29 protein-coding genes and 1 pseudogene are annotated in these 25,410 nt (G+C 58.1%); 11 read left to right on the top strand and 19 right to left on the bottom strand.

The window, feature by feature from the left end; genetic code table 11:
* Nucleotides 1-5: 5 nt before the first annotated feature.
* Together MO767_RS22260 and prlC are read right to left on the bottom strand one after the other, a co-directional pair.
* Entirely contained in the window at nucleotides 6-293 is a 288-nt protein-coding gene (locus tag MO767_RS22260; RefSeq protein ID WP_282482261.1) for a YheV family putative zinc ribbon protein, read from the bottom strand.
* Complete coding sequence (gene prlC / locus MO767_RS22255; RefSeq protein WP_282482260.1) at nucleotides 290-2,368, bottom strand: oligopeptidase A; 2,079 nt, start codon at nucleotides 2,366-2,368, stop codon at nucleotides 290-292. Before prlC ends, MO767_RS22260 begins: the two co-directional genes overlap by 4 nt.
* 62 nt (nucleotides 2,369-2,430) lie before the next feature.
* Here prlC and MO767_RS22250 point away from each other — a divergent pair, with 62 nt between their 5' ends.
* Together MO767_RS22250 and MO767_RS22245 are read left to right on the top strand one after the other, a co-directional pair.
* Nucleotides 2,431-2,976 carry a gamma carbonic anhydrase family protein gene (locus tag MO767_RS22250; RefSeq protein ID WP_282482259.1) on the top strand — a complete coding sequence of 182 codons (546 nt, stop codon included), beginning with the start codon at nucleotides 2,431-2,433 and terminating at the stop codon, nucleotides 2,974-2,976.
* 26 nt (nucleotides 2,977-3,002) lie between these two features.
* Nucleotides 3,003-3,653 carry an HAD family hydrolase gene (locus MO767_RS22245; protein ID WP_282482258.1) on the top strand — a complete coding sequence of 217 codons (651 nt, stop codon included), beginning with the start codon at nucleotides 3,003-3,005 and terminating at the stop codon, nucleotides 3,651-3,653.
* Between the two features lie 120 nt (nucleotides 3,654-3,773).
* Here MO767_RS22245 and MO767_RS22240 read toward each other — a convergent pair whose 3' ends face one another.
* Entirely contained in the window at nucleotides 3,774-4,850 is a 1,077-nt protein-coding gene (locus tag MO767_RS22240; RefSeq protein WP_282482257.1) for an aminopeptidase, read from the bottom strand.
* A 59-nt stretch (nucleotides 4,851-4,909) separates the two neighbouring features.
* Here MO767_RS22240 and MO767_RS22235 point away from each other — a divergent pair, with 59 nt between their 5' ends.
* Nucleotides 4,910-5,332: a hypothetical protein gene (locus MO767_RS22235; protein ID WP_282482256.1), complete on the top strand. Its 423-nt coding sequence runs from the start codon at nucleotides 4,910-4,912 to the stop codon at nucleotides 5,330-5,332.
* Nucleotides 5,333-5,372: 40 nt separating this feature from the next.
* Nucleotides 5,373-5,795 carry a hypothetical protein gene (locus MO767_RS22230; protein WP_123367388.1) on the top strand — a complete coding sequence of 141 codons (423 nt, stop codon included), beginning with the start codon at nucleotides 5,373-5,375 and terminating at the stop codon, nucleotides 5,793-5,795.
* Between the two features lie 6 nt (nucleotides 5,796-5,801).
* Here MO767_RS22230 and MO767_RS22225 read toward each other — a convergent pair whose 3' ends face one another.
* Together MO767_RS22225 and MO767_RS22220 are read right to left on the bottom strand one after the other, a co-directional pair.
* A complete protein-coding gene (locus MO767_RS22225; protein WP_282482255.1) occupies nucleotides 5,802-6,035 on the bottom strand; it encodes a DUF1161 domain-containing protein in 234 nt (77 codons plus the stop codon).
* A gap of 155 nt (nucleotides 6,036-6,190) precedes the next feature.
* Nucleotides 6,191-6,622 carry an OsmC family protein gene (locus MO767_RS22220; protein WP_008152515.1) on the bottom strand — a complete coding sequence of 144 codons (432 nt, stop codon included), beginning with the start codon at nucleotides 6,620-6,622 and terminating at the stop codon, nucleotides 6,191-6,193.
* 240 nt (nucleotides 6,623-6,862) lie between these two features.
* Here MO767_RS22220 and MO767_RS22215 point away from each other — a divergent pair, with 240 nt between their 5' ends.
* Complete coding sequence (locus MO767_RS22215) at nucleotides 6,863-7,864, top strand: LLM class flavin-dependent oxidoreductase (RefSeq protein ID WP_282482254.1); 1,002 nt, start codon at nucleotides 6,863-6,865, stop codon at nucleotides 7,862-7,864.
* Between the two features lie 64 nt (nucleotides 7,865-7,928).
* Here the strand turns inward: MO767_RS22215 and MO767_RS22210 are convergent, their stop codons facing one another.
* Together MO767_RS22210 and MO767_RS22205 are read right to left on the bottom strand one after the other, a co-directional pair.
* Nucleotides 7,929-8,153: a DUF1161 domain-containing protein gene (locus MO767_RS22210; RefSeq protein WP_056738381.1), complete on the bottom strand. Its 225-nt coding sequence runs from the start codon at nucleotides 8,151-8,153 to the stop codon at nucleotides 7,929-7,931.
* Nucleotides 8,154-8,275: 122 nt separating this feature from the next.
* On the bottom strand, nucleotides 8,276-8,491 hold the full coding sequence (locus tag MO767_RS22205) for a dodecin (RefSeq protein WP_123367386.1): 216 nt from the start codon (nucleotides 8,489-8,491) through the stop codon (nucleotides 8,276-8,278).
* 155 nt (nucleotides 8,492-8,646) lie between these two features.
* Here MO767_RS22205 and MO767_RS22200 point away from each other — a divergent pair, with 155 nt between their 5' ends.
* Nucleotides 8,647-8,973, top strand: a complete 327-nt coding sequence (locus tag MO767_RS22200; protein WP_054047930.1) for a DUF883 family protein — start codon at nucleotides 8,647-8,649, stop codon at nucleotides 8,971-8,973.
* Here the strand turns inward: MO767_RS22200 and MO767_RS22195 are convergent.
* A complete protein-coding gene (locus MO767_RS22195) occupies nucleotides 8,970-9,863 on the bottom strand; it encodes a LysR family transcriptional regulator (RefSeq protein WP_282482253.1) in 894 nt (297 codons plus the stop codon). The two genes, MO767_RS22200 and MO767_RS22195, sit on opposite strands and share 4 nt — an antisense overlap.
* A 126-nt stretch (nucleotides 9,864-9,989) precedes the next feature.
* Here MO767_RS22195 and trpB point away from each other — a divergent pair, with 126 nt between their 5' ends.
* The 3 genes from trpB to MO767_RS22180 all read left to right on the top strand — a co-directional run bounded on the left by trpB (nucleotide 9,990) and on the right by MO767_RS22180 (nucleotide 12,518).
* Nucleotides 9,990-11,210, top strand: coding sequence for a tryptophan synthase subunit beta (trpB, locus tag MO767_RS22190; RefSeq protein WP_282482252.1), 1,221 nt, complete (start codon nucleotides 9,990-9,992; stop codon nucleotides 11,208-11,210).
* Complete coding sequence (gene trpA / locus MO767_RS22185) at nucleotides 11,210-12,022, top strand: tryptophan synthase subunit alpha (RefSeq protein ID WP_282482251.1); 813 nt, start codon at nucleotides 11,210-11,212, stop codon at nucleotides 12,020-12,022. Before trpB ends, trpA begins: the two co-directional genes overlap by 1 nt.
* A gap of 121 nt (nucleotides 12,023-12,143) precedes the next feature.
* On the top strand, nucleotides 12,144-12,518 hold the full coding sequence (locus MO767_RS22180) for an anti-virulence regulator CigR family protein (protein WP_282482250.1): 375 nt from the start codon (nucleotides 12,144-12,146) through the stop codon (nucleotides 12,516-12,518).
* Nucleotides 12,519-12,569: 51 nt separating this feature from the next.
* Here MO767_RS22180 and MO767_RS22175 read toward each other — a convergent pair whose 3' ends face one another.
* The 11 genes and pseudogenes from MO767_RS22175 to MO767_RS22125 all read right to left on the bottom strand — a co-directional run bounded on the left by MO767_RS22175 (nucleotide 12,570) and on the right by MO767_RS22125 (nucleotide 22,687).
* Nucleotides 12,570-14,531, bottom strand: coding sequence for a DUF4105 domain-containing protein (locus MO767_RS22175; RefSeq protein WP_282482249.1), 1,962 nt, complete (start codon nucleotides 14,529-14,531; stop codon nucleotides 12,570-12,572).
* The gene (locus MO767_RS22170; protein ID WP_282482248.1) at nucleotides 14,528-14,848 is read right to left on the bottom strand and encodes a DUF2388 domain-containing protein; all 321 of its coding nucleotides are present in this window, start codon (nucleotides 14,846-14,848) and stop codon (nucleotides 14,528-14,530) included. The genes MO767_RS22175 and MO767_RS22170 overlap by 4 nt, the downstream gene beginning before the upstream one ends.
* Nucleotides 14,849-14,875: 27 nt before the next feature.
* Nucleotides 14,876-15,193, bottom strand: a complete 318-nt coding sequence (locus MO767_RS22165) for a DUF2388 domain-containing protein (RefSeq protein ID WP_282482247.1) — start codon at nucleotides 15,191-15,193, stop codon at nucleotides 14,876-14,878.
* A 107-nt stretch (nucleotides 15,194-15,300) separates the two neighbouring features.
* Entirely contained in the window at nucleotides 15,301-15,618 is a 318-nt protein-coding gene (locus MO767_RS22160) for a DUF2388 domain-containing protein (protein ID WP_282482246.1), read from the bottom strand.
* A 145-nt stretch (nucleotides 15,619-15,763) separates the two neighbouring features.
* Nucleotides 15,764-15,973 (bottom strand): annotated as a pseudogene (locus tag MO767_RS22155) (DUF1127 domain-containing protein).
* 258 nt (nucleotides 15,974-16,231) lie between these two features.
* A complete protein-coding gene (locus tag MO767_RS22150) occupies nucleotides 16,232-16,447 on the bottom strand; it encodes a DUF1127 domain-containing protein (RefSeq protein WP_008154465.1) in 216 nt (71 codons plus the stop codon).
* Nucleotides 16,448-16,766: 319 nt separating this feature from the next.
* A complete protein-coding gene (locus MO767_RS22145; protein ID WP_282482245.1) occupies nucleotides 16,767-18,260 on the bottom strand; it encodes an acetyl-CoA hydrolase/transferase family protein in 1,494 nt (497 codons plus the stop codon).
* 180 nt (nucleotides 18,261-18,440) lie between these two features.
* On the bottom strand, nucleotides 18,441-19,892 hold the full coding sequence (locus MO767_RS22140) for an NAD(P)(+) transhydrogenase (Re/Si-specific) subunit beta (RefSeq protein WP_282482244.1): 1,452 nt from the start codon (nucleotides 19,890-19,892) through the stop codon (nucleotides 18,441-18,443).
* On the bottom strand, nucleotides 19,892-20,215 hold the full coding sequence (locus tag MO767_RS22135) for an NAD(P) transhydrogenase subunit alpha (RefSeq protein ID WP_017335806.1): 324 nt from the start codon (nucleotides 20,213-20,215) through the stop codon (nucleotides 19,892-19,894). The genes MO767_RS22140 and MO767_RS22135 overlap by 1 nt, the downstream gene beginning before the upstream one ends.
* A gap of 15 nt (nucleotides 20,216-20,230) precedes the next feature.
* Nucleotides 20,231-21,352, bottom strand: coding sequence for a Re/Si-specific NAD(P)(+) transhydrogenase subunit alpha (locus tag MO767_RS22130; protein ID WP_282482243.1), 1,122 nt, complete (start codon nucleotides 21,350-21,352; stop codon nucleotides 20,231-20,233).
* Nucleotides 21,353-21,787: 435 nt separating this feature from the next.
* Nucleotides 21,788-22,687, bottom strand: coding sequence for a LysR family transcriptional regulator (locus MO767_RS22125; protein WP_282482242.1), 900 nt, complete (start codon nucleotides 22,685-22,687; stop codon nucleotides 21,788-21,790).
* Nucleotides 22,688-22,844: 157 nt separating this feature from the next.
* Between MO767_RS22125 and MO767_RS22120 the strand changes: the two genes are divergently transcribed.
* Together MO767_RS22120 and MO767_RS22115 are read left to right on the top strand one after the other, a co-directional pair.
* A complete protein-coding gene (locus tag MO767_RS22120; RefSeq protein WP_201184410.1) occupies nucleotides 22,845-24,026 on the top strand; it encodes an acyl-CoA dehydrogenase in 1,182 nt (393 codons plus the stop codon).
* A 13-nt stretch (nucleotides 24,027-24,039) separates the two neighbouring features.
* On the top strand, nucleotides 24,040-25,260 hold the full coding sequence (locus MO767_RS22115; RefSeq protein ID WP_282482241.1) for a CaiB/BaiF CoA-transferase family protein: 1,221 nt from the start codon (nucleotides 24,040-24,042) through the stop codon (nucleotides 25,258-25,260).
* Nucleotides 25,261-25,410 lie beyond the last annotated feature (150 nt).

Raw genomic sequence — 25,410 nt, 5'->3', positions numbered from 1 at the left:
GTGACTCAGGGTTGCTCGTCAGGCTTTTTCTTCAGCTTCGGGTTCGGGAAGAACTGCACGGCCTGAACCTTGGCGTCCGGCACCTTCAGCGCCGAGGTATTGACCCGCGTGCCCAATTCCTTGGGCACGGACAGCCCTTGTTCATTCAGCGTGTCCGAGTAACCGCAGGCCACGCACTCACGATGCGGGACTTCGTCTTCGTTCCACATCATCAACTTGTCCGGCTCGCTGCAGGCCGGGCAGACTGCCCCGGCGATAAAGCGCTTTTTCGTGATCACAGGACCCTCACTCATGCTGCCGCGACCTCACTCAGGCCGCTGTGGCGCAAGAGTGCGTCAATCGACGGCGGACGTCCGCGGAAGTCGACGAACAGCACCATCGGTTCCTGGGAGCCACCGCGAGCCAGGATCGCTTCGCGGAACGCACGACCGGTCTCGGCGTTGAGCACGCCGTCTTCTTCGAATTTCGAGAAGGCATCGGCCGACAGCACTTCAGCCCATTTGTAGCTGTAGTAGCCCGCCGCATAACCGCCGGCGAAGATGTGCGCAAAGCTATTCGGGAAACGGTTGTAGGCCGGAGGACGCATCACCGAGACCTCGTCGCGCACACCTTCAAGTACCTGCGCCACGCTACGGCCGTCACCGTGGGTGGCGTGCAGGTCGAAGTCGAACAGCGAGAACTCCAGTTGGCGGACCATCATCAGGCCGGACTGGAAGTTCTTCGCCGCGAGCATTTTCTCCAGCAGGTCCTGAGGCAGCGGTTCGCCGGTTTCGTAGTGACCGGAGATCAGCGCCAGACCTTCCGGCTCCCAGCACCAGTTCTCCATGAACTGGCTTGGCAGCTCGACCGCATCCCAGGCCACGCCATTGATGCCGGATACGCCGGCGTGTTCAACGCGGGTCAACAGGTGATGCAGGCCGTGACCGAATTCGTGGAACAGGGTGGTCACTTCATCGTGGGTCAGCAGGGCTGGCTTGCCGCTGTCGGCCGGGGTGAAGTTGCACACCAGGTTCGCCACCGGGCTCTGCAATACGCCGCTGATCGTGCGGCGACGGTCACGGGCGCCGTCCATCCAGGCACCGCCGCGTTTGTTGGCGCGGGCGTAGAGGTCGAAGAAGAAGCGGCCGATGTGCTGGCCGTTTTCCTTGATTTCGAACAGGCGAACATCCGGGTGCCAGGTGTCGAAGCCTTTCAGTTCGGCGATTTCGATGCCGTACAGACGCTGAACGATAGCGAACAGACCGCCCAGCACTTTGTCGATCGGGAAGTAAGCGCGAAGGGCTTCCTGGGCGACGCTGTAGCGCTGTTCGCGAAGCTTTTCACCGTAGAAACCGCTGTCCCAGCTTTGCAGGTCCGGGCAGCCTTGTTCGGCGGCGTACGCCTTGAGCTGTTCCAGATCCTGGGCGGCGAACGGCTTGCTGCGTTTGGCCAAATCGCGCAGGAAACTCAGCACCTGATCGCTGGATTCGGCCATTTTGGTGGCCAGGCTCAGCTCCGAGAAGCTGGTGAAGCCCAAAAGTTTTGCAAGCTCCTGACGCAGGTCGAGGATTTCTTCCATGACCGGGCTGTTATCGTTCTGACCGGCATTCGGGCCTTGGTCCGACGCACGGGTGCAGTAGGCGGCGTAGACTTCTTCGCGCAGGGCGCGGTCGTGGGCGTAGGTCATCACCGCGTAGTAGCTCGGGAATTCGAGGGTGATCAGGAAGCCTTCCAGACCTTTGGCCTGTGCCGCCGCGGCCATTTGCGCCTTGGCCGAATCGGTCAGGCCGGCGAGGGTGGCTTCATCGGTGACGTGCTTGGTCCAGGCCTGAGTGGCATCGAGCAGTTGGTTGGAGAAGCGGCTGCCCAGCTCCGACAATTTGCTCTGCACTTCGGCGTAACGCTTTTGTTCAGGCGCAGGCAAGTCGATACCCGACAAACGGAAGTCACGCAGGGAGTGTTCCAGGATAGTTTTCTGCGCCACCTCGAAACCGACAGCTTCGGGACTGTTAGCCAGCGCTTCGAACGCCTCGAACAACTCGCGGTTCTGGCCCAATTCGGTGGAGTAGGCGCTCAAGGCCGGCAGGCAGGACTCGTAGGCTTCGCGCAATTCGGCGCTATTGCACACGGCATTCAGGTGGCTGACCGGGCTCCAGGCCGCGCCCAGTCGATCATTGAGCTCGTCCATCGCCAGCACCAGGCCGGCCCAGGTTGGTTGTTTGCTCTGGGTTTTGAGGATCTCGATAATGGCGGCGCGGTTGTCAGCCAGGATCTGGTCAATGGCCGGTTGCACGTGTTCGGCACGGATCGCCGAGAACGGCGGCAGGTCGTAGGACTGCAAAAGAGGGTTGTTCACGCTCACGGTTGGCACCTTGGCTGGAAGAAACATTGCGCCATCTTAATTACAATCGACGCTCACCGCAGCTATCAGCAAAAGAGAGAGAGCCTATCGTGACCCTTCGCAAGTATCAGAACCACACGCCGCTACTGGGCAAAGGCGCCTTTGTCGACGGTTCGGCGGTGGTGATCGGCGACGTTGAAATCGGCGAAGACAGCTCCGTCTGGCCGCTGACGGTGATTCGTGGCGACATGCACCGCATCCGTATCGGCGCGCGCACCAGCGTGCAGGATGGCTGTGTGCTGCACATCACCCACGCCGGGCCGTTCAATCCCGATGGCTTTCCGTTGCTGATTGGCGACGATGTGACCATCGCGCATAAAGTCATGCTCCACGGCTGCACCGTGGGCAATCGGATTCTGATCGGCATGGGCAGCATCGTGATGGACGGTGCGGTGGTCGAGGACGACGTGATTATCGGTGCTGGCAGCCTGGTGCCCCCGGGCAAACGCCTGGAAAGCGGTTTTCTTTATGTCGGTAGCCCGGTGAAACAGGTCCGGCCGCTGACTGAGAAGGAAAAAGCATTTTTCACCTACAGCGCGGCGAACTACGTGAAGCTCAAGAATTTGCATCTGGCCGAAGGCTACGACCAGCTCTGACCCTGCGCCCTTATTCAGGATTCAACATGCATTACCAAACCGTATTATTCGACCTCGATGGCACCTTGACCGATCCACGCGAGGGCATCACCCGTTCGATCCAGTTCGCCTTGAGCAAACTGGGCATCGATGAACCTGACCTGAGCAAACTTGAACACTTCATTGGCCCGCCACTGTTGCAGGCGTTCATGCAGTTCTACGACTTCGACGAGCCCAAGGCCTGGGAAGCGGTGAACTTCTATCGCGAACGCTTCAAGGTCACCGGTCTGTACGAGAACCGCGTATTCGACGGCGTCACACCATTGTTGGAAACCCTCGGGGGGCAAGGGCGACAGCTGTACATCGCGACGTCAAAACCGTGGGTTTTTGCCCGGGAAATTGCCCGGCACTTCGACTTCGCCAAACACTTCAAAGTGATCTATGGCAGCGAACTGGATGGAACCCGGACCAACAAAGTCGAGCTGATTGCCCACTTGATGGCTGAAGAAGGCCTGGACCCGGCCAACACCCTGATGATCGGCGACCGTAAACACGACTTGATCGGTGCGCGCAGCAACGGTCTGGATGCGGCGGCGGTGGGGTACGGGTTTGGCAGTCGGGAAGAATTGAGCGCTGAAGCGCCCGTTTATCACTTCGAGACGCTGGAAGATATGCATCAGGCGTTTTTGCAGCGCTAATTGAACCGCCATCGCGAGCAAGCTCGCTCCCACATTAGATTTGTAAACACTGGTCCACTGTGGGAGCGAGCTTGCTCCGGGCGGCGTTCCGACGATGAGGCCCGTTCAGGCACTGAAATTTTATGATCCCGCCAAAGCCTTCAACGCCGCCTTGCGCTCACCCACCGACAACGCACCGAGCTGCTCGACTGCCGCATAAAATTTCACCCAATCCCCAGCCACCTGCTTGAACAACGCCGCAAACGCCGGCACCCATTGGTCGTACAGCCCAAATGGCAACAGCCGGGCATTGTTCATTGGCGCATTGATCCACGCGTCATAGCGTTTGTCCCCGGCCCATTGGCTGTCGCGCAGTTGCCGGTATTCACCCCGCAATCGTTCGAACTCGTCGGCTTTGCGCTGGCGCATCTGGTCGGAGGGCAGGGGCAGGGTGTACAGCCGTTCGAGTCGCGTGCGGGTATCCAGAACCAATTGAATGAACTGGTCCCGTTGCTGCACCTGCGCGCCGCTGTCTGGCGGCAGGCCGCGAAATGCACGCCATTGGCGGGTACCTTCCTGTTCGACGAAGGTGGCGAAAGACTCATTGAACTCGGTGTCGTCCTTCACATAAAAACGTTGATGCGCCAGTTCATGGAAGATCAGCGTGGCCAATCGTTCGTCACCCCAGGCCATCATCGAGCTGATAATCGGGTCGCTGAACCAGCCGAGCGTCGAATATGCCTCGACGCCGCCGATCGACACGTCCATACCTTGCAATCGTTGCAAAGCAGCTTCACCGCGGGCCGCGCTCTGACTGTAATAACCGCGATAGGCGACGCAACCGGCGATCGGGAAGCAATGGTTCTGTGGTGTCAGGGAAAATTCCGGCGTGGCAAACACATTCCAGACTACAAACGGCCGGCCAATGTCGGCGTACAAACGGTAACTCTGGTTATCTGGCAGCTGGAGTTGTTGGCTGGCGAACGTGCGGGCCTTTTGCGATTGAGTCAGGTGCGCACGCAATCGTTGATCGCGACCGGGATCGGCAATGACGGAGGAAATCGGCTCTCGCGCCTGCAGCAATTGCAGCTGACCACTGGCCAATTGGCCGTAATAGCTGATGCTGGCGCAGCCGTTGAGCAACAAAAACAACACGCCCGGAAACAAAATGCGTAAAACGCGATCAAGTAACCCAAGGCTTGGAAGCGGCCTGATCAAAATGAATCATCCCTGGAGAGTCTGCCCGCAAGACTATCCCGCCTGACTGGAGCTCCGCTATGCGCACGTTGATGCTGACAGGAAGCCTGCTGATGCTGGCAGGTTGTGCTGGATTCGGATTACCCCGCCACGACCCGGCTCAAGCGTGGATCGACCTGGAATCACAGCAAGAAGACACCGCGCTGCAAGCGCTGGAAGTCGATGACAAGGCCGCCACCGACAAGCGCTATTTCCAGGTTCAGCCTGGTAGACATGAGCTCACCGTTCGTTACCAATTCCCGGTCGCACCAACCAACATCGGCCCAGACGCCGAGCCACTATGGCGTGACTGCCACCTAAACGTGAAATTCAACGACTTCAACGCTGGCGAGCGGTATCAGTTGAAAGCAGGAAATATCGGCTTTCGGCCGTGGGCAAAACTCTACGATCAACAGCGTAAAGTCATTGGCCAGGGTACACCTGCAGGCTGCCAACGCACCTGATCGGCGTTATGCTGAATGACCAATCCTCGGGACATTCATCATGCGCAGGTTGATGTTGTTGCTGGCTGCAAGCGTTGTTGCTGGCTGCCAGAGCCCGTTGCCGGCGGTCAATCCGCAGATGGCGTGGGTCGAATTTTCTACGCCATTCCCCAATGACAAATTGTTGATGGCTGAACGACTGGACAAGCAGCGATTGCGCGATGGGCGTTTTTTCCAGGTCACTCCCGGTAGCCATGAGCTGATCGTTCGATTCGACTTCGAAGTGCCCGGTGGTGGCGGCTTAGGTGTGATGGACGGTCCCTCGGAACGGCTGTGCTACCTGACCATCAACTACGATCATTTCGAAGCCGGCCAACGTTATGTGCTGGTAGGCCAGTCGATAGCGTTTACTCCCGGCGCCCGGCTTTACAACGCCAAGCGTGAAATCGTCGCTGAAGATCGAGAGTCCTATTGCCTCATGTGAGGTGAATCAGCGGTCGTTCTTCTGGTAGATGATTTTCTTCGTGCCGCCGTCGCATGTGCCAACGACCATATTCTGATCGTGTACTTCGTCGTTGGTGACGATTTCCAGTGTGTAGGACGAGACGTTATTGGCCTGGATCTTGGCTTCAATTTCGACCTTGAGTTCTTCACAGGATTTCGCTGCCGCCAGGGCCGATGAGGCCAGCGCGCAACAGATAACCGCCAAGGCAATACGTTTCATGGTTGAAGCTCCTTTGAGGCAGCGCGCACGAAGATGCGTTTTAGCTGCTGTCATTTATTCGACCACAATCTCGCTAGCCAGGTTTTGTTTCAGCGCAAAAAAGATCGCAGCCTGCTGAGGCTGCAATCTTTTATCGGGATAGCGATAACCCGCTATCAGCTGACCAATGTTGCATCCAGACTGATTTTCGCATTCAGCACTTTGGAAACCGGGCAGCCTTCTTTGGCTTTATTGCTCAATTCCTCAAATTGAGCCTGAGTCGCCCCAGGAATCTTTGCTTTGAGGATCAATTTCACTGCCGTGATCGCGAAACCGCCGTCCACCTGGTCCAGGGTGACTTCGGCATTGGTATCGATGCTGTCAGCCTTGAGACCGGCATCGCCGAGGATCATCGAAAACGCCATGGAGAAGCAGCCCGCGTGCGCTGCGCCGATCAACTCTTCCGGATTGGTGCCCTTGCCGCCTTCGAAACGGGCCTTGAAGCCGTAGGGCGCTTCTCTGAGGACACCGGTTTCCGTGGAAATCGAGCCGATGCCGGTTTTCAGGTCACCTTCCCAATGAGCTGATGCTTTCTTTGTAATAGCCATGTCTGCCTCCTCAAGATCCGGCGCGAAGCGTCGCGCCTTTGTGTTTTCGGTTGCTAGGGTTCTGAGGATAGACCGTGGTGCAAAGTTCACCTGATCTGATCGGTCCTCTTATTTCGTAGGAATTTTGGCTCTGCCATTGAAACTCGGGTATATGCCCTCATTGCATGAATCACGCTTATAGATTCGGCAGGTTTTCGTTTGTAAGAAAAAACCTGCGCCCTCAATTGGAGAAGCAGGCTTATGAAACGATTGTCCGATATCAAGTTCTCGACCCTCGATCTGGTGCCCGTGCGGGAGAACGGCAGCGCGGCCCAGTCGCTGCGCAACTCCCTGGACCTGGCGCAGCACGTCGAAAAATTCGGCTACAACCGTTTCTGGGTTGCCGAACACCACAACATGGATGGCATTGCGAGTTCGGCGACTTCGGTACTGCTTGGCTACCTGGCTGGCGGCACCTCGACCATTCGTGTTGGCTCGGGTGGTGTGATGCTGCCAAACCACGCGCCGCTGGTGATCGCCGAGCAGTTCGGCACGCTCGAAAGTCTGTACCCGGGCCGGATCGACCTGGGCCTGGGCCGTGCACCCGGTTCCGACCAGATGACCGCCCGCGCTTTGCGTCGTGAACGCTCCGGCAGCGCCGACGATTTCCCGGAAGATGTTACCGAACTGATGCGTTACCTCGGTCCACGTACTCCGGACCAACGGATCATCGCAATGCCTGGCACCGGCACTAATGTCCCGGTCTGGCTGCTGGGCTCAAGCTTGTTCAGTGCACAACTGGCGGGTGAACGCGGTTTGCCCTACGCCTTCGCCTCACATTTCGCACCGCGCTTCATGCATGAGGCCATTCGCGTCTATCGCAACCACTTCAAGCCTTCAGCAATATTGGATAAGCCCTACGTAATGCTCGGTGTGCCCTTGGTGGCTGCTGACACCGACGAGCAGGCCGATTATCTGGCGACCTCGGTCTATCAGCGGATTCTCGCCCTGATGCGTGGCCAGAGCCTGGTGCAACGTCCTCCGGTAAAAACCATGGACGGCCTGTGGCTGCCTCATGAAAAAGAAGCCGTCGGCGATTTCCTTGGCCTGGCCATGGTGGGCAGTCCGCAGAAAATCCGCGCCAAACTGGAAGTGCTGATCGAGCAGACCCACGCGGACGAGCTGATTTTTACCTGCGACCTGTACGAACATGCCGATCGCGTGCACTCCTACGAGCTGCTGGCCCAGGTCATGAAGGACTGACGCACAAATAGCGAGCACAAAAAAGCCGACGTCATTGCGTCGGCTTTTTCAATTTCGAGGGAGCTCAGCCCTGCTTGTAGACGATTTGCTTGGAACCTTTTTCACAGGTGCCGACGACTTTCCCGCCGGCAGCAGTGCCTTTATCGATGATTTCCAGTGAATAATTAGAAATGCCCTTGGCATCAAGTTTCGCTGCGATTTCGGCTTTCAGCTCTTCGCACGACTTGCCCTGAGCCAGGGCTGTTCCCGCAAAAATCAACAAACCTACCGCTAAAATAAAATTCTTCATCGGTCGCATTCCCTGGTCGGATCAATAGGGGCACCCAGCAATCAGCCGGATGTAAATATGTAGCGCTTTGCCATTCCCTATGGCGCTCGGCCAGCGCGCAGGCTCAGAAGACTAGCTCAAACTCAGCTACTGGCAATCCGGAACCCGACTTTGAGCGTCACCTGAAAGTGCGCTGCCTTACCGTCCTTGATGTGCCCGCGGGTTTCGGTCACTTCAAACCATTCCATATATTTGATGCTTTTGCTGGCCTCGGCCAGTGCGTTGTTGATGGCGTCTTCAATGCTGCTGGTGGACGAGCCGACGAGTTCGACTTTCTTGTAAGTGTGATGGTCAGTCATGGCGTTCTCCTCAGGGTGTGAAATACAGCCTAGCAGTGATTTTTCGTATTACTTCTGTCGGTCAATGCGAAGTGGAAGTTCAGATTTACTGCACTTTCTCGAACCCCTGAAGTCCCAACCAACACACGCAACTCAATCAATGCAGGAGAGCCACCATGGCCAACACCTCTTTACGTAAAGCCTCATTGCAAAGCATGGAAGCCGAGATCGAGAGTCTGCTGAAATCTTTGGAAAACCTGAAGGACGACGCCTCGGACGAGTCGCGTAAAACCCTTAAAGCCTTGAAAAGCAACGCCGAGAACGCGCTGAAGCATTCGCGCCATCTGCTCAGCGATGCGTACGAAGAAGTCAAAGTCAAAACCCGTGAAACCGGGATTGCCACGCGGGACTACGCCCAGGAACACCCTTGGACGACAGCGGGTGTGGCTGTCGGTGCATTGGGTCTGCTCGCGGCTTATCTGCTGTGCAAACGCGGTGACTAATCCGTCTGGCGCAGCTCGTTTTTGAGCCACTGCGCCAGTTGCCGAGCGCGGCCGTCCGCGGCGCGCTTGGGTAGCCACAACGCCAGTTGCGCCGGGGTTTCACTGAAGCCCCATGGCGCAACCAGGCGCCCGGCCTTCAAGTCCTCGGCCACCAGCGGCTCAGGCGCAATCGCCACACCCAGGCCGGCCACTGCGGCCTCCAGCAGATAATACAAATGCTCGAAACCCTGTCCGTACTTCAACGCTTTGGCGTCGAGGTCGCTTTGCTGTGCCCAGCTTGGCCAGGCCTGAGGGCGTGAGGTGGTGTGCAGTAATGGCTCGCTCAGCAGCGCTGCGGGCGGTGCGTTTTGCAGTCGTTCGTAGCCCGCGAATCTCGGGCTCAGGACCGGGCCGATTCGTTCACTCGCCAACTCGTAGACTTGCATGTCCGCTGGCCACGGTGGCTCGGCAAACACCAGCAAGGCGTCCAGTCCCGGGCGACGTGGATCGAGATCACCCTCGCCAGCCGACAGGTGCAGGCGCAGGTCAGGCAGGTCGGCATTCAATCGTCCCAACCTGGGAATAAACCAGCGTGCCAGCAAGCTGCCCGAGCAACCCAGTACGAACGGTGCATCGGCGGTGCTTTGGGTCAGCTCTGCACAAACAGTCCGTAATCGCTCGAACGCTTCGCCGCTGACATCGCGCAAACGAATGCCGGCATCTGTGAGTTTCAGGCCGCGTCCATCCTTGATGAACAGGCTCACGCCGAGGTGTTCTTCCAAAGCCTTGAGCTGTCGGCTGACCGCGCCATGGGTGACATGCAGCTGTTCGGCCGCCTTGCTGACGCTGTTCAGGCGGGCAGTCGCTTCGAATGCCCGAAGGGCGTTCAACGGAGGAAGGTCATGGCTCATGAGATCTGTGAGTTTTCCTGACGGGTTGCAGCGATCTTATCGGTTTTCAGCCTGAGGCGTCAGGGGTAGAGTTAAGCCCACTCTCTCTTCAAAAGCATCATCCCACCCATTCAACTGGAGCGACCCATGACCCAGACTAATCTGCGCAACGGCCCCGACGCCAACGGCCTGTTTGGCTCGTTCGGCGGCCGTTACGTCGCTGAAACCCTGATGCCGTTGATCCTCGATCTGGCCCGTGAATACGAATTGGCCAAGGATGATCCTGCATTCAAAGAAGAATTGGCCTACTTCCAGCGCGACTACGTAGGTCGTCCAAGCCCACTGTACTTTGCCGAACGTCTGACAGAGTTCTGCGGCGGCGCGAAGATTTACCTCAAGCGCGAAGAGCTGAACCACACCGGCGCGCACAAGATCAACAACTGCATCGGCCAGATCCTGCTGGCGCGGCGCATGGGCAAGAAACGCATCATCGCCGAGACCGGTGCTGGCATGCACGGCGTGGCGACCGCCACCGTGGCTGCACGTTTTGGCCTCGATTGCGTCATCTACATGGGCACAACTGACATCGAACGCCAGCAGGCCAACGTATTTCGCATGAAGCTGCTGGGCGCCGAAGTGATCCCGGTCGTGGCCGGTACCGGCACCCTGAAAGATGCGATGAACGAAGCCCTGCGTGACTGGGTGACCAACGTCGACAGCACCTTCTACCTGATCGGCACTGTGGCCGGTCCGCACCCCTACCCTGCGATGGTTCGCGACTTCCAGTCCGTTATCGGCAAAGAAACCCGTACTCAACTGCAAGACCAGGAAGGCCGTCTGCCGGACAGCCTGGTGGCGTGCATCGGTGGTGGCTCCAACGCCATGGGCCTGTTTCACCCGTTCCTCGACGACAAGAGCGTCGAGATCATCGGCGTTGAAGCGGCCGGCTACGGCATCGAAACCGGTAAACATGCAGCCAGCCTGAACGGCGGCGTACCGGGCGTACTGCATGGCAACCGGACCTTCCTGCTGCAGGACGACGATGGCCAGATCATCGACGCTCACTCGATCTCTGCCGGCCTCGACTATCCAGGCATTGGCCCGGAACACGCCTGGTTGCATGATATCGGCCGCGTCCAGTACACCTCGGTAACCGACGACGAAGCCCTCGACGCGTTCCACAAATGCTGCCGCCTGGAAGGGATTATTCCTGCACTGGAAAGCGCTCATGCCTTGGCCGAAGTGTTCAAGCGCGCACCGACCCTGCCAAAAGATCACCTGATGGTGGTCAACCTGTCCGGTCGTGGCGACAAAGACATGCAAACCGTGATGCACCATATGGAACAATCGAAGCAGGAGAAACACTGATGAGCCGCCTGCAAACGCGTTTTGCCGAACTCAAGGAACAGAATCGTGCCGCCCTGGTGACCTTCGTGACCGCTGGCGACCCGAGCTATGACACCTCGCTGGCGATCCTCAAAGGCTTGCCCGGCGCGGGTGCCGACGTGATCGAGTTGGGCATGCCCTTCACTGATCCAATGGCCGACGGCCCGGCAATTCAGTTGGCCAATATCCGCGCCCTCGGCGCCAAGCAGAACCTGGCGAAAACCCTGCAAATGGTTCGCGAGTTCCGTGAAGGCAATACCGAGACGCCGCTGGTGCTGATGGGTTACTTCAACCCGATCCACATGTATGGCGTGCCGCGTTTCATCGCGGATGCAAAAGAGGCGGGTGTTGATGGCCTGATCGTGGTCGACCTGCCGCCCGAGCATAACGGCGAGCTGTGCGACCCGGCCCAGGCAGCGGGTCTGGACTTTATCCGACTGACCACCCCGACGACTGATGATGTACGCCTGCCGACCGTCCTGAACGGCAGCTCCGGCTTCGTCTATTACGTGTCTGTTGCCGGTGTGACCGGTGCGGGCGCGGCGACGCTTGAGCATGTTGAAGAAGCGGTTGCCCGTCTGCGTCGCCACACCGATCTGCCGATCAGCATCGGTTTCGGTATTCGTACACCGGAGCAAGCGGCGTCCATCGCGCGTCTGGCTGATGGCGTGGTGGTGGGTTCAGCGTTGATCGATCACATCGCAAATGCCTCGACGCCGGATCAAGCCATTGATGGCGTGTTGAGCCTTTGCTCGGCGCTGGCAGACGGCGTGCGTAAAGCCCGCGTCAGCTGAAGGTAAAGTTCCTGATACAGAGGAATTAGAGCCTCGCGGTACAGACTAAACAGCAAGACCGAGGGCTTCAGGACTACGTTCTGAAGCCCTTTTTGCTGTACGTGCAGCGAGGAAAGACCCGATGAAAATGCCAAAACGTCTGATTGCCAGTCTGGGTGTGCTGATGCTAAGTGCCACCCCGTTGCTGAATGCGAGTGCTGATCAGCGCGACGATCACGACCGCGGCGGCCCTCCGCCACGGGACTTCGGCCCGGTGCGCCAGACTATCCACGATAACCATGGCTATTTCGTGCGCGGTGCTCCGCCACCTCCGGGTACTCATCTGGTGCGTGGCCGACCGCTGCCTCACGGCTATTACGGCGAACGCCTCGATAACCGAGCGTTGGGCCGGCTGCCGTATTACCCAGGGTACGAATGGCGCCGTGCGGGCGGCGACATTGTGTTGATCGCCGTAGGAACCGGGATCGTTTATGAAATTCTCGAAGGGGTGCTTTGAATAGCAGGTAGGCGTTGAAGGCTTCGCGGATTTAGCCGCGAAGCCTTTTGTTTACGGCAACTCCAACCCGCCCGCAGCCTTGTGCAACTTCCTCAGATGCTCGCCAATCTGCTTCAGGTTGGCTTCATTGGCGGCCATCTCGGCTGCACGGCTCGGTTCGAGCAGCGCTCTCACCTCTTTGTCCAGATCGCCGGTGAGCGCCTGAAGCTGTTTCTGCCGCAAGCTGCTTTCCGATTCCAGTCGCTGCCATTCACTCGGCTGCGGTAATCCATAACCACCGGTGCCGAGCAGCTCCGCCGGACGGCTGAGGAAGCCGCTGTTGGCAAGAATTTGCTGCAAAGTCGCGTTGGCCTTGTCCATGCCGCCGTTCTTCAATTCCCGAGCGCCCAGATAGCGCTGCTTTACTTCGTCCTGGGCCAGCACCAATTGTTGGCGGAAGGCTGCCTGCTCCAGTAACAGTAATGCTGCGCTGGTGCGCAAATCGGCTTGGTCGATCCATTGCCGGCGCTCTTCAGCTTTCAGGGAGAGCCAGTCTTCGACCTTTTCCTGCTTGATCGGCAAGTGCTTCTTCAGTACTTCGAACATCGCTTGATAACGATCGCGGAAGGAGTCGAATCGATAGCCCAGGCGCAGCGCTTCACGGGGATCATCCAGCACGCTGGTGTCCGCCAGTCCGCGGCCCTTGAGCACTTCCAGCAAACCGTTGGGCATGATGCTGTCCAACCCGACCAGTTTTGTATTGTTGGTACTACTACGCAATAACTTCAGGCCCTCTACAGCGCAGTTATTGGACAGGAAGAAGTAGTTGCCGTCGTAACTCCAGTGCATTTCGGCGGCGTGTTCCACCACGTCTTCGATCTCGCTGCGCGACAGGTTCAGCGGCACCGAAGCCAGGCTGCGCAGTTCGGTCTTGGTGTATTCGTCGATCACCTGCGCCAGCGGCAGGACAAACAGGCGCGACGGGTATTTGCCCACCAGTCCGTCCCAACTCGACAGCTGTACGTCACCGACGAAGGCGCGGTAGGACAACACCAGATGCTGATCCAGATCCAGCCGACAATCCGGGCCGCGGGGGCGGCCGGGTGCGCAGATCACCAAACGCAACATGCTGTGACCCCAGCGGCTGACCCAGTTCTGGTTGGCTTCTGCCAGCAGATAGTCGACGGCGTAGACCCGTTCCGGATCGACCTGGCCCAGTGGTGTTTTGGCGAAATCGTTGCCGGCATTGAGGAAGGAGAAGGTTTTGCCGCAGGTGTCTTTAGCGGCGGGCGCCCAGCCGAAATGTTCTTTGTAGTAGCGGTACAACGCAGGACGGCGACAGGCGTAGGCCGGGTCGAGAAGGAAATATTCCATGTTGACCGCGACGAACTCCTTGGGGCTGCTTATCTCGTAAATGTCCGGGCTGCGAGCGATTTGTCGATTTTGCTGTTCGCGCTCGCCACGGCGGCCAACGTACTGCGGCCAGCCAGCGAGGTCGAGCAGGCGCGGGTCATCACTGAGGGTAAAGCGCCGGGCTGATTGCCCGCGGCATTGATCCGGGATACCCACCAGTCCCGAGCTACTGCTGCGCCGGGTACAGCGCTGAATCAGCGTGCGCTCTGCGTTTGGCCACAGGCGCGAGCGGTCATAGATGTGGGTGAGTTCGTGCAACACCGTGGCAAGCATTTCGCGGCGCACGGTGCCATGGGGGCGATAAGTCTTTTTGGTCGCGGCGCTGCCGTCAGTGAGGCTGGCAAGCAGGTTGCGGTTCAGATCGAGCTCGGACACCAGCGACGCCTGGCCGTAAGCGTTGCTTGGCATGTCATCGGTCCAGCCGACGTCGATGCGTCGGTCGAGCTGCTCGATGAACCGCGGCGGCAGCGCCTGCATGGCTTCATCGAGCAGCGCCTGACTGGCCTGCTGTTGAGCGGGGCTGAGGCCTTCGGTTTTAAGCCTTAATTGCAAGTCAGCCTGGGCCGTGTTGCCGAGCAGCAACATGACCCCGGCCAACAGCCAGGCGCCTGGCGACCTCACAGTGCGAGGATGGCTTCGGCGAGAACCTGATCACTGGCGTCGCGGGCTTCCGGCACGCGGGTGCGCAATGTGTTGAAGGCCGCTTCCAGGTGCGCGCCACGAATGTCGCCATCGCTGGCAACGAAACTGGCGGCATCGTCGTGGGCTTCACGAACGATCTTCGAGTCACGGATGGACGTCGTGGTATCGGATGTGAAATCAAGGGTGCGCCGGGTGGCGTTGATGAGGATGTTACTGGTGGCAACCAGGGTGTGCGCCTGGGCTACATCGGCTAATAACAGCAGGCCAAGGGCGGCGGCAATCAGGGGGCTACGCATGGAACGACTCCGCAAGAACAAGGATAACTATTGGACGAGAATTGCTTGCGCCAGTTCAAGGTCGCTGGCATGAAGATTTGGCTGGGTCCGGCGCAGATAAATCAGGGCAGACTCCAGTTGTGCTCCTCGCAGTTGGCCGTCACTGGCGATGAACGCCGCAGCGTCATCATGGGCCGCGATTAGCAGCTTACGGTCGAAGGGGGCGGAGGTCACCATGCTTGTGGCGTAGCCAGTAGCCACGAGGCCTTGTGTAGACAGGTTGAAGGCGTCAAAGGCATGGGCCGAGCCCGCCCAGCTGGCTGCGATGAAAAGCGGAGAGATCAGCAGATTTGAAAGAAAACGCATGAGACTCGATAGTTGAAGGCGAGTCGCAAGGCTAGCGCAACACCCGGTCTAGAGCCAGCGCCGAAACATGGGGACACGCTGGGCGTGCCCCACGTCAGTGGTGACGCTTAGATAGTCAGTATGGCTTGTGCCAGTTGTGCATCAGTCGCGTTCAGCTGAGGTGCCTGGTGGCGAATATGGTCGAGTGCACTTTCCAGTTTCACGCCGCGAATGGCGCCTTCGCTGGCCACGAAGCTGGCGGCGTCGTCGCGGGCGGCACGTACGATTTTGTCATCGCGAAAGGAAGAAGTGACATCGGAGGTCGCATCGGACGTGGCCTTGAGCGCGCCGACGACGGCATCGGTGGTCACGATAAAGCTGGTGGCGTGGGAACTGGCGGCCACGGCAAGCAGGGCTGCAGCGCTGAGCAGACGAAGACGGGACATGGTGAAACTCCTTTGGGAAAACTGATTGAGAGGTGGCGCAGTGTCTGTTGAGTCAGACGCCAATCATGCAGCGTTCGCCACGTTTCATCCGGATATTAGGCCTATGAGTGTCGGTTCGAACAGTCCCGTCTGTTCAAGCAGGCAGCTAGCGCCAGAACGGTTTATCCAATTCGTTGAGACGATCTGCGTGGCTGATGTTCAAGTCTGAGAGCTGCCGGTCATTGAGTTGGCCCAACAAACGCCGGGTTCGAGCCCTTTCCAGGCTATTGGCGAGGCCCCTCAGCAATCTACGAACCCAGTGGGAGCGAGGTGTTGATTAAGACGTGGAAACGGAAACATCCAGTAAGTGATTCATGGCGCAGTCCTTTTGCGGGCAGTTCGGGATTTCATGGTGATCCCGTCCTCTCCTCCACAACAGACACACTGCGCTTAAATTGTACTGGTTCATTTGTTGGAATATAAAAACTGTCCCTGTTAAGCGAGGGCTTTACTGTATGACCCATGTAGAGGGTCAAAAACGACAAAGCCCGTCGTGGTTTCCCACGACGGGCTTTGTTTTTTCAATTTGGAGTGCTGGCGGTGGACCCGGTGGGTCAGAGCCAGCGACGCTAACTTAGCGCCAGAACGGCTTGCTCAGCTCTTCGTAGCGTTGTGCTTCGCTAATCCCTGCGTCAGCCAGCAGACGCGAATCCAGACGAGCCAGTTGATGGCGGCTGGAGATGCGGCGCTGCCACAGCATCAGGTTGGCGAGAACGCGAAGAGGCGTGGAAGCCTGAGTTTTTACAGCGTTGTCTTCGAAAAACAGCTCGGAACTGAGTGTACGTTCCATGGTTGACATCCTTCCGCTTATGGCGGGATTAGGTAGTGGTTTAACTGATGCCAATGATCCTCTCGTTTGGCCAGTCTCTCTAGATACAGTTCACCTGTATTGTGAGGGACCAGTTAACTGTTAAAGGGTGGTGTACTGGTCGAAATTGAGGCAACTGTACCTGTCCGCACTGATATGGTGCATTTTTGATTGATTGACTCGGAAGTGTAGGCAATTACGGTAGGAAAAGACCGGTACAGCAGTACAGTTTTATTCAGGATTTGGTCTGGCAACAGCAAGCTGACGAAACTGTGTTTGCGTCAGCTGCTATCTGTACCAATTACTCCGCGAGCATCCGCCCGGTTTCTTCCAGGTTGATGTGCCAGCTCAGGGCATCGCGCAGGATGTGTGGCGTGTGCCCGCCGAGTGCACAAGCGGCCGTGAAGTAGTCATCCAGGGCTTGGCGATAGTCCGGGTGCACGCAGTTGTCGATGATGACTCGAGCGCGTTCTCGCGGCGCCAGGCCGCGCAAGTCCGCCAGACCGATCTCGGTGACGAGGATGTCGACGTCATGCTCAGTGTGATCAACGTGGCTGACCATCGGCACCACGCTGGAGATCGCGCCGCCCTTGGCGATTGACTTGGTCACGAAGATCGCCAAATGCGCGTTGCGCGCAAAGTCGCCCGAGCCGCCGATGCCGTTCATCATCCGCGTGCCGCAGATGTGGGTGGAGTTGACGTTGCCGTACAAGTCGAACTCAAGCGCCGTGTTGATGCCGATGATGCCGAGCCGGCGCACCACTTCCGGGTGGTTGGAAATTTCTTGCGGGCGCAGGACCAGTTTGTCCTTGTAGCGCTCAAGGTTGCCAAAAACATCGGTATTGCGCCGACTCGACAAGGTGATTGAACTGCCTGAAGCAAAGCTCAGCTTGCCGGCGTCGATCAGGTCGAAGGTCGAGTCCTGAAGCACTTCGGAGTACATCGTCAGGTCTTCGAACGGCGAGTCGATCAGCCCGCACATCACCGAGTTGGCGATGTTGCCAATCCCGGCTTGCAGCGGGCCGAGCTTGTTGGTCATGCGCCCGGCTGCCACTTCCTGCTTGAAGAAGTCGATCAGGTGGTCGGCAATGGCCTGGGTATCAACGTCCGGCGGCAATACGGTGGACGGCGAGTCGGACTGATTGGTGATCACGATAGCGACGATCTTTTCCGGCGGAATCGGGATGGCAGTGCTGCCAATGCGATCGTCGACCTTTACCAGCGGGATCGGCGTGCGGGTCGGCCGATAGGTCGGGATATAGATGTCGTGCAGACCTTCGAGATTCGGGTTGTGCGCCAGGTTGATCTCGACGATCACCTGTTTGGCGAAAATCGCGAAGCTGGCCGAGTTACCCACCGACGTGGTCGGCACGATATGGCCCTGCTCGGTGATCGCCACGGCTTCAATCACCGCGATGTCCGGCAGTTTGAGCTGCTGATTGCGCAGTAGCTCCACGGTTTCCGAAAGGTGCTGGTCAATGAACATCACTTCGCCGGCATTAATTGCCTTGCGCAGGGTGCTGTCGACTTGGAAGGGCATGCGTCGTGACAATACGCCGGCTTCGGTTAGCTGTTTATCGAGGTCGTTGCCCAGGCTGGCGCCGGTCATCAGGGTGATTTTCAGCGGGGTGATTTTGGCGCGTTCGGCCAATGCGTGGGGCACGGCTTTGGCTTCGCCGGCGCGGGTGAAACCGCTCATGCCGACGGTCATGCCGTCCTCAATCAGAGCAGCAGCGTCAGCGGCGCTCATCACTTTATCCAACAACGAAGGCAAGCGAATACGATCACGGTACATGGATTGTTATCTCGGGCAACGAAAGCAAGGTGTGCAGTTTAGTGATTTCAGAAAAAATCCTCCCGCTACCATGGTCGAATGCAGAGCCCTGATTTAGAGCCTTTGGTCGGGTTTTGGCAGGCAATAAAAAACCCCAGCCTACTAAAGGCTGAGGTTTTGGGTATTGCGCTGGAGCAGGTTTTACTCGACGGCTTTGACCATGTCTTCGATGACTTTCTTGGCGTCGCCGAAGACCATCATGGTTTTGTCGAGGTAGAACAGCTCGTTGTCCAGGCCGGCATAGCCGCTGGCCATCGAGCGCTTGTTGACGATCACAGTCTTGGCTTTATAGGCCTCGAGGATCGGCATGCCGGCAATCGGCGATTTCGGATCGTTCTTCGCTGCCGGGTTGACCACGTCGTTGGCGCCGAGCACCAGCACCACGTCGGTCTGACCGAACTCGGAGTTGATGTCATCCATCTCGAATACCTGCTCGTAAGGCACTTCTGCCTCGGCCAGCAGGACGTTCATATGGCCAGGCATCCGACCGGCGACCGGGTGGATCGCAAACTTCACGGTGACTCCCCGGTGAGTCAGCTTCTCCGCCAGTTCCATCAGTGAGTGTTGTGCGCGTGCCACCGCCAGACCATAACCTGGAACGATGATCACGGTGTCGGCGTTGGTCAGCAGGAAGGTCGCATCGTCAGCCGAGCCGGATTTCACCGGGCGAGCTTCTTTCGAGCCCGCCGGGCCAGCCGCATCCGCCGTGTTGCCGAAGCCGCCGAGCAGGACGTTGAAGAACGAACGGTTCATCGCTTTGCACATGATGTACGAGAGGATCGCACCGGACGAACCCACCAGCGAACCGGCGATAATCAGCATCGAGTTGTTCAGCGAGAAGCCGATACCTGCCGCCGCCCAGCCCGAGTAGCTGTTGAGCATCGACACCACCACCGGCATGTCCGCGCCGCCGATCGGGATGATGATCAGCACGCCCATCACGAAAGCCAGGGCCAGCATGACGGCGAAAGTACCGAGGTTGCCAGTCATCATGAAAGTGATGCCCAGGCCGAGCGTGGCCAAGCCCAGCAGCAGGTTCAGCTTGTGCTGGCCGCCGAACTGTACGGGTGCGCCCTGGAACAGGCGGAACTTGTACTTGCCCGACAGCTTGCCGAACGCGATTACCGAGCCGGAGAAGGTGATTGCACCGATGGCCGCGCCGAGGAACAGCTCCAGGCGGTTACCGGCAGGAATGGAGTCACCCAGTTGCTTGACGATGCCCAGCGATTGCGGTTCAACAACAGCAGCGATGGCAATGAACACCGCGGCCATACCGATCATGCTGTGCATGAAGGCGACCAGTTCCGGCATTTTGGTCATTTCAACGCGCTTGGCCATGATCGACCCGGCGGTACCGCCGACCAACAGACCTACGATGACGTAACCGATACCGGCGGTGGCCCCGCCTTGCGCGAAAGAGAGCGCGCTGAGCTTATAGATGAGGCCTATGGTGGTGAGGATCGCCAGCGCCATGCCGAGCATGCCGTATACGTTGCCGCGCCGCGACGTGGTCGGGTGCGACAGGCCTTTGAGGGCCTGGATGAAGCAGATCGACGCGATCAAGTAGAGCGTCGTGACGAGATTCATGCTCATTACTTGGACGCCTCTTCTTTTACTGCTTTCGGGGCTTTTTTCTTGAACATCTCAAGCATCCTGCGGGTAACCAGGAAGCCACCAAATACGTTCACCGCTGCCAGAGCTACCGCCAGGGTGCCCATGGTTTTGCCCAGTGGCGTCACGGTCAGCGCCGCTGCCAGCATGGCGCCGACGATCACGATCGCCGAGATCGCGTTGGTCACCGCCATCAAAGGCGTGTGCAGTGCAGGTGTAACGTTCCAGACCACGTGATAACCGACATAAATCGCCAGCACGAAGATGATCAGGTTGTAGATACCGGGGGAGATAAGCTCTTCCATCGTCTGAATCCCTGCTTAGGCGTTTTTGCGGATGACTTGGCCGTCGCGGCACATCAGGCACGCGGCGACGATGTCGTCTTCGAGGTTGATCTCGAACTGGCCTTCTTTGTTAAAGACCAGCTTCAGGAAGTCCAGCAGGTTGCGCGCGTAAAGCGCCGAGGCGTCTGCCGCGACTGCGCCGGCCAGGTTGGTCGGGCCGCAAATGGTCACGCCATTCTCGACGACGACCTGGTCAGCCACGGTCAGCGGGCAGTTGCCGCCCTGGGCTGCGGCTAGGTCGATGACCACCGAGCCCGGCTTCATCTGCGCAACGGTTTCCGCGCTCAACAACGTCGGCGCCTTGCGGCCCGGGATCAGTGCCGTGGTGATGACAATGTCAGCCTGTTTGGCGCGTTCGTGCACAGCCAGGGCCTGCCGTTGCATCCAGCTGGCGGGCATTGGACGCGCGTAACCGCCGACACCGACGGCGCATTCGCGCTCTTCATCGGTTTCGTAAGGTACGTCGACGAACTTGGCGCCGAGGGATTCGATCTGCTCTTTTACCGCAGGACGTACATCAGACGCTTCGATCACTGCACCCAAACGTTTCGCCGTAGCGATCGCCTGCAAACCAGCCACGCCAGCGCCGAGAATCAGCACGCGCGCCGCTTTCACGGTACCCGCAGCAGTCATCAGCATCGGCATGAAGCGAGGATAGTGGTGAGCGGCCAGCAACACGGCTTTATAGCCGGCTATGTTGGCTTGGGAGGACAGCACATCCAGGCTCTGAGCGCGGGAGGTGCGCGGCGCGGCCTCCAGTGCGAAAGCGGTAATGCCGCACTCAGCCAGCTTGGCAATGGTTTCATTACTGAACGGGTTGAGCATGCCCACCACAACGGTGCCGCTTTTTATCAGCGGCAGTTCGCTGTCGCTGGGGGCGACCACCTTGAGAATCAGCTCGGCACCAAACGCATCGTTGGCGCTGCCAATAATCGCGCCTGCCGTTTCATAGGCACTGTCGACAACGCTGGCGTTAATACCGGCGCCGCTTTGCACAGTGACCTTATGACCCTGGCCGATCAGCTTCTTGATGGTTTCCGGGGTTGCAGCAACCCGTGTTTCACCCGTCTGGGTTTCGAGAGGAACACCAATGTGCACGTCAAATCTCCTGCGTGATCTTATTGAGTAAACCCAGGCACTTCGGATGGTGCGGCTGGGGCGGCCGATCAGCACGATCCCGCCAAATCAGGGCGGGGCGCGGCATTTTGCAGGCGAACTTAGTGCCCTTCAAGGGTTTATGACGGGTGACGGAAAATTAACTACAAGTCACCCCGTGACCGAATGTCGCAACTGACCGGTTCAATCCCTTGCAGGCCGTGACTTGTAAGGATTCTTGTAAAAATTGAAGAATTTGCGCATCGGTCAGGTGAATGAGTTGTTATTGCTCCGCAATAGAGGCTCAAGGCCACGTTTTCAGGCTCTTGTGGGACGTTTGTACTGCTTGTCGGTACAGTCTTCGAATATGCGACAAATACTTATATCTGTAGTGCTTTGATTTTGCTGACTACGGGGTCAGCTAATAACGTGGAGCCTTTATCCTTCTAGGCTGTAGCTCTGTGCCTGATTGACCAGCCAATCGCGAAACGCCCTTAAAGAGGCCGATTCGACCTTCCGCTCGGGAATCATCAAGTAATACGCCTTGATGCTTGATAACGCCTGGGCGTTGGCAATGACCAGGCGCTTCTCGGCCAGTTCACGTTGAATCAGGAACGGTGGAATCAACGCTATCCCCATATCGTGCATGGCGGCTTGGGCAAGCATGGAGAATAGCTCGTAGCGCGGCCCTGTCATGTCTCGCGGGATATTTAGGTTTTGAGAGTTGAACCACTGGCGCCACGCATAAGGGCGGGTGGTCTGCTGCAACAGGGGTAATTCGGCGATGTCGCCGGGAGACAGGGTTGTCTTTTTCCCCACGAGATTGGGGCTGCACACTGGCATCGGATTTTCGCCCATTAGCCTGTGGGATTCGGTCCCCGACCAGTCCGCGTCGCCAAAATAGATCGCGGCATCGAAGTCGGTGTCGGCAAACAAGAAGGGCCGCGTCCGGTTGGTGAGGTTGACCGTCACCTCCGGGTGTTTTTGCTGGAAATCCTTGAGTCGTGGCAACAGCCATTGAGTGCCGAAGGTTGGAACCACCGCCAGCTCGATCACGTTGGCACCTTGCTGGCCCATCACCGACAAGGTGTCCCGTTCAACGGCATCGAGTTGGGTGGCCACCCGACGGCTGTAGGAAAGACCTGCTTCCGTCAGCTTGACTCCGCGTCGGGAGCGTCGGAACAGTTCTACGCTGAGGAACTCCTCAAGGCTGGCGATCTGTCGGCAAATGGCGCCTTGAGTGAGCGAAAGCTCCTGAGCCGCCTTGGTAAAACTTTCGTGGCGAGCTGCCGCTTCAAAGCTGATCAGGGCTGTTGTGCTGGGGATTTTCCTGCGCATGTACGTCAACCTCACTAATACTTCGCATAAAAGCTAATTTTCGATGTGTCGGAGTGAGAAATTAGCACAACAGTATGCAAAATCCTCGTTTGCCGTAACGCCGAACCCGGCCTAGGATCAGCCCACGTTATTTGACCCGATTCGAGAGGACACACTCATGGGCGGTAAAGCTAGCTTCAACTGGATCGATCCCCTGCTGCTGGATCAACAGCTCACCGAAGAAGAACGCATGATCCGCGACACCGCTGAGCAATTCGCTCAGCAGAAGCTCGCGCCGCGTGTTCTCGAAGCTTTCCGTCATGAAAAGACCGACCCGGCGATCTTCCGCGAGATGGGCGAAATAGGTCTGTTGGGCGCGACTATCCCTGAGCAGTATGGAGGCAGCGGCCTGAACTACGTCAGTTACGGCCTGATTGCCCGTGAAGTCGAGCGCGTCGACTCCGGCTACCGCTCGATGATGAGCGTGCAGTCCTCGCTGGTCATGGTGCCGATCAATGAATTCGGTACCGAAGCCCAGAAGCAGAAGTACCTGCCGAAACTGGCTTCAGGCGAATGGATTGGTTGCTTCGGTCTGACCGAACCTAACCACGGTTCCGACCCGGGCGCGATGATTACTCGTGCGCGCAAAGTGGAGGGCGGCTACAGCCTGACCGGCAACAAAATGTGGATCACCAACAGCCCGATCGCTGATGTGTTCGTGGTCTGGGGCAAGGACGACGCCGGCGACATCCGCGGTTTCGTTCTGGAGAAAGGCTGGAAGGGCCTGAGTGCTCCTGCGATTCATGGCAAGGTTGGCCTGCGTGCATCCATCACCGGCGAGATCGTTATGGACAACGTGTTTGTCCCTGAAGAGAACATCTTCCCGGATGTCCGTGGCTTGAAAGGCCCTTTTACTTGCCTCAACTCGGCACGTTACGGCATTTCCTGGGGTGCGCTGGGCGCGGCTGAGTTTTGCTGGCACACCGCTCGCCAATACACCCTGGATCGTCAGCAGTTCGGCCGCCCACTGGCCGCCACTCAGCTGATCCAGAAGAAGCTGGCTGACATGCAGACAGAAATCACCATGGCGCTGCAAGGCTGCTTGCGTCTGGGTCGTATGAAGGATGAAGGTACTGCGGCGGTCGAGATCACTTCGATGATGAAGCGCAACTCCTGTGGCAAGTCCCTGGACATTGCTCGCATGGCGCGCGACATGTTGGGTGGTAACGGTATTTCCGATGAGTTCGGTGTTGCTCGCCACTTGGTCAACCTGGAAGTGGTGAATACCTATGAAGGTACGCATGACGTCCATGCACTGATCCTCGGTCGTGCACAGACTGGCATCCAGGCGTTCTATTAATAGGAGAACGGCCATGGGCGCGCTTTCGCATCTACGGGTACTGGATTTATCGCGAGTGCTGGCCGGGCCGTGGGCCGGACAGATTCTTGCTGACCTCGGCGCCGAAGTGATCAAGGTCGAGCGCCCTGGTAATGGCGATGACACGCGCGCCTGGGGGCCTCCCTTCCTTAAAGACGCTTATGGCGAGAACACTAGCGAGGCCGCCTATTACTTGTCGGCCAATCGCAACAAGCAATCGGTCACCATCGATTTCACCCGGCCTGAAGGGCAGAAGCTGGTACGTGATCTGGCAGCGAAGTCGGACATCCTGATCGAGAACTTCAAGGTCGGTGGGCTGGCGGCATATGGTTTGGACTATGAGTCTCTAAAGGCGATCAATCCGGATCTGATCTATTGCTCGATTACGGGGTTCGGCCAGACGGGCCCTTACGCCAAGCGCGCAGGTTATGACTTCATGATCCAGGGACTGGGCGGCCTGATGAGTCTGACGGGGCGACCCGAAGGGGATGAGGGTGCCGGGCCGGTGAAGGTCGGCGTGGCCCTGACGGACATTTTGACCGGTCTCTATTCGACCGTGGCGATCCTTGCAGCGCTTGCGCATCGGGATCATGACGGTGGCGGTCAGCATATTGATATGGCGCTGTTGGATGTTCAGGTGGCTTGTCTGGCTAACCAGGCAATGAATTACCTGACTACGGGCAATGCTCCGAAGCGCCTGGGTAATGCTCATCCGAATATCGTGCCTTATCAGGACTTTCCTACGGCGGATGGAGACTTCATCCTCACCGTGGGTAATGACGGGCAGTTTCGCAAGTTTGCTGAAGTGGCTGGACAGCCGCAGTGGGCAGATGATCCGCGCTTTACGACCAATAAGTTGCGGGTGGCGAATCGTGCGGTGTTGATTCCGCTTATCCGCCAGGCGACGGTGTTCAAAACGACTGCGGAGTGGGTGCTGCAGCTGGAGCAAGCAGGTGTGCCGTGCGGGCCGATCAATGATCTGGCTCAGATGTTTGCGGATCCTCAGGTTAAGGCGCGCGGGTTGGCGATCGAGCTGCCCCATGTGCTGGCCGGGATGGTGCCGCAAGTGGCGAGTCCGATTCGTCTGTCCGAAACACCTGTGGAGTATCGCAATGCGCCTCCTCTATTAGGGGAGCATACGCTGGAGGTTCTGCAGCGGGTGTTGGGTCTGGATGCTGGTGCTGTGGCGGCATTCAAAGAGGCTGGGGTGCTCTGAGGATTTCTTCTATTTAGGGGGGAGTGTTTTTACTCTCCTATATAGAGAGGAAGCCGGCTGTTTCCGGCTTTCTGCAAGTGTTTGATAGAAAAGCATAATTAAGTGTTGACGGCAGATTCTGGAAGTCTATAATTCGGCCCACTTCCGGCG

Source organism: Pseudomonas sp. UYIF39, from assembly GCF_029963765.1.
Classification (GTDB): Bacteria; Pseudomonadota; Gammaproteobacteria; order Pseudomonadales; family Pseudomonadaceae; genus Aquipseudomonas.
The sequence above is the reverse complement of the archived record's forward strand: the minus strand, read 5'-3'. Positions and strand labels throughout refer to the sequence as shown.

What these genes read in the sequence shown, in the direction of transcription:
- MO767_RS22260 (WP_282482261.1), bottom strand. Translation starts at nt 293, where the DNA reads ATGAGTGAGGGTCCTGTGATCACGAAAAAGCGCTTTATCGCCGGGGCA.
- prlC (WP_282482260.1), bottom strand. Translation starts at nt 2,368, where the DNA reads ATGTTTCTTCCAGCCAAGGTGCCAACCGTGAGCGTGAACAACCCTCTT.
- MO767_RS22245 (WP_282482258.1), top strand. Translation starts at nt 3,003, where the DNA reads ATGCATTACCAAACCGTATTATTCGACCTCGATGGCACCTTGACCGAT.
- MO767_RS22235 (WP_282482256.1), top strand. Translation starts at nt 4,910, where the DNA reads ATGCGCACGTTGATGCTGACAGGAAGCCTGCTGATGCTGGCAGGTTGT.
- MO767_RS22230 (WP_123367388.1), top strand. Translation starts at nt 5,373, where the DNA reads ATGCGCAGGTTGATGTTGTTGCTGGCTGCAAGCGTTGTTGCTGGCTGC.
- MO767_RS22225 (WP_282482255.1), bottom strand. Translation starts at nt 6,035, where the DNA reads ATGAAACGTATTGCCTTGGCGGTTATCTGTTGCGCGCTGGCCTCATCG.
- MO767_RS22220 (WP_008152515.1), bottom strand. Translation starts at nt 6,622, where the DNA reads ATGGCTATTACAAAGAAAGCATCAGCTCATTGGGAAGGTGACCTGAAA.
- MO767_RS22215 (WP_282482254.1), top strand. Translation starts at nt 6,863, where the DNA reads ATGAAACGATTGTCCGATATCAAGTTCTCGACCCTCGATCTGGTGCCC.
- MO767_RS22210 (WP_056738381.1), bottom strand. Translation starts at nt 8,153, where the DNA reads ATGAAGAATTTTATTTTAGCGGTAGGTTTGTTGATTTTTGCGGGAACA.
- MO767_RS22205 (WP_123367386.1), bottom strand. Translation starts at nt 8,491, where the DNA reads ATGACTGACCATCACACTTACAAGAAAGTCGAACTCGTCGGCTCGTCC.
- MO767_RS22200 (WP_054047930.1), top strand. Translation starts at nt 8,647, where the DNA reads ATGGCCAACACCTCTTTACGTAAAGCCTCATTGCAAAGCATGGAAGCC.
- MO767_RS22195 (WP_282482253.1), bottom strand. Translation starts at nt 9,863, where the DNA reads ATGAGCCATGACCTTCCTCCGTTGAACGCCCTTCGGGCATTCGAAGCG.
- trpB (WP_282482252.1), top strand. Translation starts at nt 9,990, where the DNA reads ATGACCCAGACTAATCTGCGCAACGGCCCCGACGCCAACGGCCTGTTT.
- trpA (WP_282482251.1), top strand. Translation starts at nt 11,210, where the DNA reads ATGAGCCGCCTGCAAACGCGTTTTGCCGAACTCAAGGAACAGAATCGT.
- MO767_RS22180 (WP_282482250.1), top strand. Translation starts at nt 12,144, where the DNA reads ATGAAAATGCCAAAACGTCTGATTGCCAGTCTGGGTGTGCTGATGCTA.
- MO767_RS22170 (WP_282482248.1), bottom strand. Translation starts at nt 14,848, where the DNA reads ATGCGTAGCCCCCTGATTGCCGCCGCCCTTGGCCTGCTGTTATTAGCC.
- MO767_RS22165 (WP_282482247.1), bottom strand. Translation starts at nt 15,193, where the DNA reads ATGCGTTTTCTTTCAAATCTGCTGATCTCTCCGCTTTTCATCGCAGCC.
- MO767_RS22160 (WP_282482246.1), bottom strand. Translation starts at nt 15,618, where the DNA reads ATGTCCCGTCTTCGTCTGCTCAGCGCTGCAGCCCTGCTTGCCGTGGCC.
- MO767_RS22150 (WP_008154465.1), bottom strand. Translation starts at nt 16,447, where the DNA reads ATGGAACGTACACTCAGTTCCGAGCTGTTTTTCGAAGACAACGCTGTA.
- MO767_RS22145 (WP_282482245.1), bottom strand. Translation starts at nt 18,260, where the DNA reads ATGTACCGTGATCGTATTCGCTTGCCTTCGTTGTTGGATAAAGTGATG.
- MO767_RS22140 (WP_282482244.1), bottom strand. Translation starts at nt 19,892, where the DNA reads ATGAGCATGAATCTCGTCACGACGCTCTACTTGATCGCGTCGATCTGC.
- MO767_RS22135 (WP_017335806.1), bottom strand. Translation starts at nt 20,215, where the DNA reads ATGGAAGAGCTTATCTCCCCCGGTATCTACAACCTGATCATCTTCGTG.
- MO767_RS22125 (WP_282482242.1), bottom strand. Translation starts at nt 22,687, where the DNA reads ATGCGCAGGAAAATCCCCAGCACAACAGCCCTGATCAGCTTTGAAGCG.
- MO767_RS22120 (WP_201184410.1), top strand. Translation starts at nt 22,845, where the DNA reads ATGGGCGGTAAAGCTAGCTTCAACTGGATCGATCCCCTGCTGCTGGAT.
- MO767_RS22115 (WP_282482241.1), top strand. Translation starts at nt 24,040, where the DNA reads ATGGGCGCGCTTTCGCATCTACGGGTACTGGATTTATCGCGAGTGCTG.